The sequence below is a fragment of the Protofrankia sp. CiT1 genome, assembly GCF_917627335.1.
Taxonomy (GTDB): Bacteria; Actinomycetota; Actinomycetes; order Frankiales; family Frankiaceae; genus Protofrankia.
In genome coordinates this window covers 1-6,305 of sequence record NZ_CAKJTP010000133.1, presented here as the reverse complement: position 1 = coordinate 6,305, position 6,305 = coordinate 1, and the positions used below count along the sequence as shown (strand labels likewise).

Annotated in this window: 4 protein-coding genes; 3 read left to right on the top strand and 1 reads right to left on the bottom strand. The window is 68.8% G+C overall.

Annotation, left to right across the window (positions count from 1 at the left end):
• Positions 1–6 precede the first annotated feature (6 nt).
• Positions 7–519 carry a DUF4442 domain-containing protein gene (locus MJ785_RS17210; protein ID WP_239311860.1) on the bottom strand — a complete coding sequence of 171 codons (513 nt, stop codon included), beginning with the start codon at positions 517–519 and terminating at the stop codon, positions 7–9.
• A 313-nt stretch (positions 520–832) separates the two neighbouring features.
• Here MJ785_RS17210 and MJ785_RS17205 point away from each other — a divergent pair, with 313 nt between their 5' ends.
• From MJ785_RS17205 to MJ785_RS17195, 3 genes are all read left to right on the top strand, one after another.
• Complete coding sequence (locus tag MJ785_RS17205; protein ID WP_239346952.1) at positions 833–2,032, top strand: NAD(P)/FAD-dependent oxidoreductase; 1,200 nt, start codon at positions 833–835, stop codon at positions 2,030–2,032.
• Between the two features lie 59 nt (positions 2,033–2,091).
• Positions 2,092–2,697: an SGNH/GDSL hydrolase family protein gene (locus MJ785_RS17200; protein ID WP_239311863.1), complete on the top strand. Its 606-nt coding sequence runs from the start codon at positions 2,092–2,094 to the stop codon at positions 2,695–2,697.
• Positions 2,698–2,817: 120 nt separating this feature from the next.
• On the top strand, positions 2,818–6,305 hold a 3,488-nt coding region (locus tag MJ785_RS17195), incomplete at its 3' end, for a type I polyketide synthase (RefSeq protein WP_239381781.1).

Here is a 6,305-nt window from a genome sequence, read left to right as displayed (position 1 = left end):
CGGCCGTCAGCCGGCCGCGACCCAGGCGACGTAGTCGAAGTCGACCTTGACGAGCAGCAGGTCGTTGTCATCGTAGATCAGGGCACGGCCGGTGAGGTCGAAACGCTCCTCCTGGGTCCGGGTCAGTACGTCCGCGATGATCGTACGATCCACGGTGCCACGCGCCCGGATGCGTCCATGCGCGGGCTTGAGGTAGGAAACATGGCTGTTGCGCAGCAGGAAGCCGCGAACCCCCAGCAGCCGCGGACCCATCGCGCCGGAGAAAGCCCCGGCGCAGGCGACCTCGGCCGCCAGGAACAACGCACCAGCGTGCACGGTGCCCATATGGTTGCGCAGGTTCTCCCGGTCCGGCAGCTCGGCGACGGCTCCGTCGGAGCGCAGCTCGGTCACCCGCACCCCGACGAGATTGCAGAACGGCACCATCGAATCGACGATCGTGCGTACCTGCTCGAGGTTCGGCGGGCCCCCGTTCCCGCCCTTTGCGAGAGTGGCCTGGGCCGCCGCCAGCGCCGATGGCATCTCATGCTGTCGTGACATAACGGGTAGATTTCACTCGCAGACTTGCCGAACGGTAAACGGAAACCGAACCGATGACGAAGATTCTCGGACGAAATTCAGCTGTTCTGTGTGCCGATAGGATGCAAAAATCGGCTGATAGGATTCGCGGCCGGCTGTTGACCTGTTTTGCCGCGCCAGGTAGAAAAAATATGCACCGCGCAAGGCAGTCATGCAGTCATGGCGGCGTTTTCCGGTCAGGCGTCAGCCGATCGAAGATGACGCGATTCTGGTCGCCGCCATCCGTGGTTCAACGGCCCAAGGGAGCCTGGCAACGATGTACGACGCTATTGTCGTGGGTGCGCGGTGCGCCGGGTCTCCGGTGGCGATGCTGCTGGCCAGAAGCGGCTACCGGGTGCTTCTGGTCGACCGCGCCACCTTTCCCAGCGACACGCCGTCCACCCACTACGTGCAGCAGCGCGGTCTGTTGCTGCTGCGTAAATGGGATCTGCTGGACCGGCTCGTCGAAACGAAGTGCACCCCGATCACCCATATGACGATTTCCCGCGACGACAGTGTCATCAGCGGATTCGCCGATCCGGTGGACGGGATCACCGAGGCGTACGCTCCCCGCCGCACCGTGCTCGACAAGCTCCTCCTCGACGCCGCGGTCGAGGCGGGGGCCGAGGTCCGGGAAGGGCACCCGGTGCGTGAGATCATCGTCGAGGACGGCCGGGCGGTGGGGATCCGTGGGCAGTACGCCGGTGGCGAGCTGACCGAGGACCGGGCGTCCATCATCATCGGGGCGGACGGCCGCGGTTCGGTGGTCGCCACGGCCATGGAGGCGCCGTTCTACAACGTGGTGCCGGCCGCCAGTTTCATCTACTACTCGTATTACAGCGGCTTGAACTGGTCCTTCAACAGCCGTTTCCGTGGTGATCAACAGGCTGCCGGATGGCCGACCCATGACGGCCTGACCCTCGTTGCGATCATGCGGCGTCGAGAGCGTTTCGAGGAGTTCCGCGCCGACCCCGAGGGCAACTTCACCGAGGTGCTGCGCGCCGTGGTCCCCGACCTCGCCGACGACCTCGCCGCCAACGGCACGCGGGAGGAACGCCTCTACAGCGTCCGGTACCCGGACAACTACTACCGCCGCTGTCACGGTCCGGGATGGGCGCTGGTCGGCGATGCCGGCTACCACAAGGACCCGGTGACGGGCCAGGGCATCTCCGATGCTTTCGAGCACGCCGCGCTGGTGGCCGAGGCGGTGCACGAGGGGCTGTCCGGCCAGCGGCCGATGGAGGAGGCGCTGGCGGCCTTCGAGCGGCACCGTGATGAGGAGTCCGCGGCCGTCTACAAGCTGACCTGCGCCCTGTCCGAGCTGGCCTTCCCGCCGGATGTCGCGGCGGTCCTCGACGCCCTGCCCGGTAATCCGGCGGCCAGGAGCGAGTTCTTCGGGCTGATCGCCGGTGCCGTGAAGGCGGCTGACTTCTTCGCCCCGGCGAAGGTCGCCAAGCTGCTCGGATCTTCTGCCTGACCACCGCGTACCGCGTACGACAGCCGATCCCGTTTCCCCGTCCCGCCCAGGAGGACCCCATGCCGGCGCCCGCGCTGACCGTGCTCGGCGACAGCTTCGCGGAGGGACGGGGCGATCCCGGACCGGACGGCTCCTTCGTCGGCTGGGTGCCCCGGACAGCGGCGGCGCTCGGGATCCCCCGCGGCCGGGTGCTCAACCTGGGGTCCTACGGCGCGACGACCCAGACCGTTGTCGACAGCCAGCTTGCCGTGGCACTCGCCAACCGCTCCTCGCTGGTGGGCGTCACGGTAGGGGGTAATGATCTTGTCAGCGACTACGACCGGGACCGTTTCGAATCGAATCTCGACCGTATCTTCACCGCCCTCGCCGTGCCCGGTACCACGGTTTTCACAATGACTTTCCCTGATATTCCCGCGATGCTGCCGATCCCGCCGAACATCCGCGACGTGCTGCGCCCCCGTTTTTCTGACGCCAACGACCACGTGCACAAACTGGTTGCCGGCCGCGTCTTGTGCCTCGACCTCGCGAGCGTATCCGGTATCACGGACCCGGCCCTGTGGAATCCAGACGGGATGCACCCGAGCCCAGCCGGCTACCGCGCGGTCGCCGACCGGGTCATTGATATGATCAAAACCGCCTGGGCCAGCCGAGCCCCACACGGCTGATTTCCCGCTCCACCACCGCTTCAGATCATGCCATGGCGACTTCAATCGACGCCAACCGGTTGCCGCCGCGCGGACGCGGCGTGTTTCCAAGCGTCGCCAGCCACCCAGAAGGGGAATCCTGTGAACGAGGGCGACCAGAGAACGGATCGCCGGCTCGCGAAGAATCCGATCGCGGTTATCGGTCTAGCCGGTCTTTTTCCGATGGCCCACAACTTCCGGGAGTACTGGCAGAACGTCGTTGATGCCGCCGACTGCACCCAGGAGGTGCCGCCGACCCACTGGCAGCCGGCGGACTACTACGACCCGGATCCCGCCGCGCCGGACAAGACCTATTCCAAGCGTGGCGGATTCGTGCCGGAGATGGCGTTCAGCCCGATGGAGTTCGGTTTCCCGCCCAACCTGCTACCGGCCACCGGCGTCGTCCAGCTGCTCAGCCTGCTGGTCGCCCGGGACGTGCTACGCGACGCCGGTGCGCCTGATTCGTCGTGGTACGACCCGACGCGGACAGGTGTCACGCTAGGCGTGACCGGGCCGATGCCGATGACGCATCCGATGGCGGCACGGCTGGAGACACCCGTGCTGAAGGAGGTCGTACGCAGCTGCGGTCTCAGTGCGGCTGACGCCGAAGCGATCGCGGCGAAGTTCGCGCTCGCCTTTCCCGCATGGGAGGAGAACTCCTTCCCCGGCCTGCTCGGCAACGTGACCGCCGGTCGGATCGCGAACCGGTTGGACCTCGGCGGATCGAACTACACGGTCGACGCGGCGTGTGCCAGCGCGTTGGCGGCCGTCAAGATGGCCGTGAGCGAACTCGTCGAGGAACGGGCCGACCTCATGATCACCGGCGGCTGTGACACGGAGAACACGCTCTTCGGCTTCATGTGCTTCAGCAAGACCCAGGCGCTGTCCAGGACCGACACGATCCGCCCCTTCGACGATTCCGCTGACGGCACCCTGGTGGGTGAGGGCATCGGCATGCTCGCGCTCAAGCGGTTGGCTGATGCCGAACGTGACGGCGACCGTGTCTACGCCGTCATCCGCGGCATCGGGGCATCCAGCGACGGGCGCTTCAAGAGCATTTATGCCCCGCGCGCGGAGGGGCAGGTCATAGCCCTGCAACGGGCTTACGAGGACGCCGGTTGCGAGCCGTCCACGGTCGAGCTTGTCGAGGCACACGCCACCGGCACGAAGGTCGGCGACCGTACGGAGCTCACCGCGCTGCACACCGTCATGGGCACGGCGACGCGGGAGAAGCACTTCGCCGCGATCGGCAGCGTCAAGTCGCAGATCGGACACACCAAGGGTGCCGCTGGCGCGGCCGCGCTCATCAAGCTCGCGCTCAGCCTCCACCATCGGGTCCTCCCGCCGACAATCAATGTCGAGCGCCCCAACAGCGCCGTCGACTTCGACAATTCGCCTTTCTACATCAACACTCGTACCCGTCCCTGGATCCGGGACCCGCGCCGCCCGCGACGCCGGGCGGCGGCCTCGGCCATGGGTTTCGGCGGCACGAACTTCCACGTGGTTCTCGAGGAAGGCGCCCCGGACCGTGCCGGGCTGCGCACCATGCACCAGAGCGCGCGCGCTTACGTCTGGCACGCGCCGCGCTCGGAGGACCTGTTCGACCTGCTGCGCGCCGCGGCCCCGCCCAACGCCGACGGCGAGATCCCGGCCGACCACGCCCGGGTCGGTTTCGTCGCCTACGAGGACGAGGCGGACGCACTGCGCACGATCGCCGTCGACCAGCTCGCGGTGAACATCGGCGCCGAGCAATGGGTCCATCCGCGGGGGATCACCTTCCGCAACCGGGCACTTCGAGAGATCATGATCGGCGCTCTGTTCGCCGGACAGGGCAGCCAGTACGTCGACATGGGGCTGCGGGCGGTGCTGAACATCCCGCCGGTCGCCACCGCCTTCGACGACGCCAACACGCCGTTCACCGACGCGGACAGGACCCTCGCCCAGGTGGTGTTCCCGCCGCCGCTGTTCGATCCGTCGGCGGCCGCGGAGCAGGACGCCACGCTGACACGCACCGACTACGCTCAGCCCGCCATCGGCGCGCTCGCGGCCGGGCAGTTCCGTTTCCTCACCGAGCTGGGCCTGCGCTGTGACGGCTTCCTGGGGCACAGCTTCGGCGAGCTCACCGCGCTGTGGGCCGCGGGCGCGCTGGACGACACGTCCTTCTTCCGGCTTGCCCGGGCCAGGGGGCTGGCCATGGCCCCGCCGGCGGATGCCGCAGCTTTCGACCCCGGGACGATGGCCGCGGTACGGGCCGCCCGGGACGACGTCACCAGCCTGCTGGTCGAACACCAGGGTGTTACTGTCTGCAACCATAATGCCCCGGACCAGGTCGTGGTCGGCGGCGGGACAGCGGACGTGGACGCCTTCGTCGCCCGCTGCGTCGCGCGTGGGATCTCGGCCCAGCGCCTGCCGGTCGCCGCGGCCTTCCACACCCCGCATGTCGCGCACGCGGTCGAGTCGTTCCGCGTAGCGGTGGAAGCCACGGAGATCCGTGAGCCGCGGGGGCGCACGTACGCGAACACCGCCGGTGCCAGCTACGGCACGGATGTCGCCGCCAACCGGCGGGTGCTTGTCGAGCAGCTGGTCAACCCGGTCGAGTTCGCCGCCGGGGTCGAGGCGATGCGCGCCGACGGCTGCACGGTCTTCGTCGAGTTCGGCCCCCGTAAGGTCCTCACCGGGCTCGTCCAGCGCTGCCTGGGTGAGCCCGATGTCATCGCCATCGCCACGGACAGCGGCCCCACCGGCGACAGCGACGCGGCTCTCAAGCAGGCCGCCGTGCGCCTCGCGGTCCTCGGCGTGCCGCTCACGGGCATCAACCGGTACGCCGCCGAACCGTTCGCCGAGGTGGTGCCAGCCGGCATGTCGATACCCCTCACCGGCGCGAACCATGTGCCCGACGCCCACCGGCGTGCCTACCGGGAAGCCATCGACAACGGCTACCGGGTTCCCCCGCCGGTACCCGCAGCCGCCGGGGCCGCCGCTGAGAACGGGCGGACCGGACACGGGCCTGGCACGCGCCCGGCCTCGTCCGGTGACGACATATCCGGCGGGCGTCCCAAGGTCCCCGCGCGGACATCGCCGGCCGCGGCTGAGCGGATACCAGCCCAGGCGTCGGTGCCGCCGCCGGTGCTGGCGCCGGCCGTGACCCAGCCGTCAGCACAGGAGGCGCCGGTGGATCAGATCGCGGCTGTTGCCCGGGAACATCTCGCCCTGCACAGCCAGTACCTTGACAGCCAGCTCCAAGTCGCGGGCGGGCTGGCCGCGGTCCTGCGCGAGCCATCCCAGGGCGCCGCGGCCGATCAGCGCCTGCACGCCGCGGTCGAGGCCGTCTCCACGCAGAGCCTCGCGATGAGCGCCGCGCACATCCGGGTGAACGAGATCCTCACCTCGCTCACCGAGCTGGAGCTCGGCCGGGCCGTGGCCGGACCGGACGGAAGCGGCCACCATGTCGCGCCGGCCGGGGAAGTCGAAAACCTCGCCGGGGTCGCCGCCGGTCCGGCGCTCGCACCGTCGCCCGCACCGTTCGCCATCCCGGCCCCGACCGGACCCGCTGGGACGGACAGCTGGTTGCCATTCGACCTCGCCGCGCC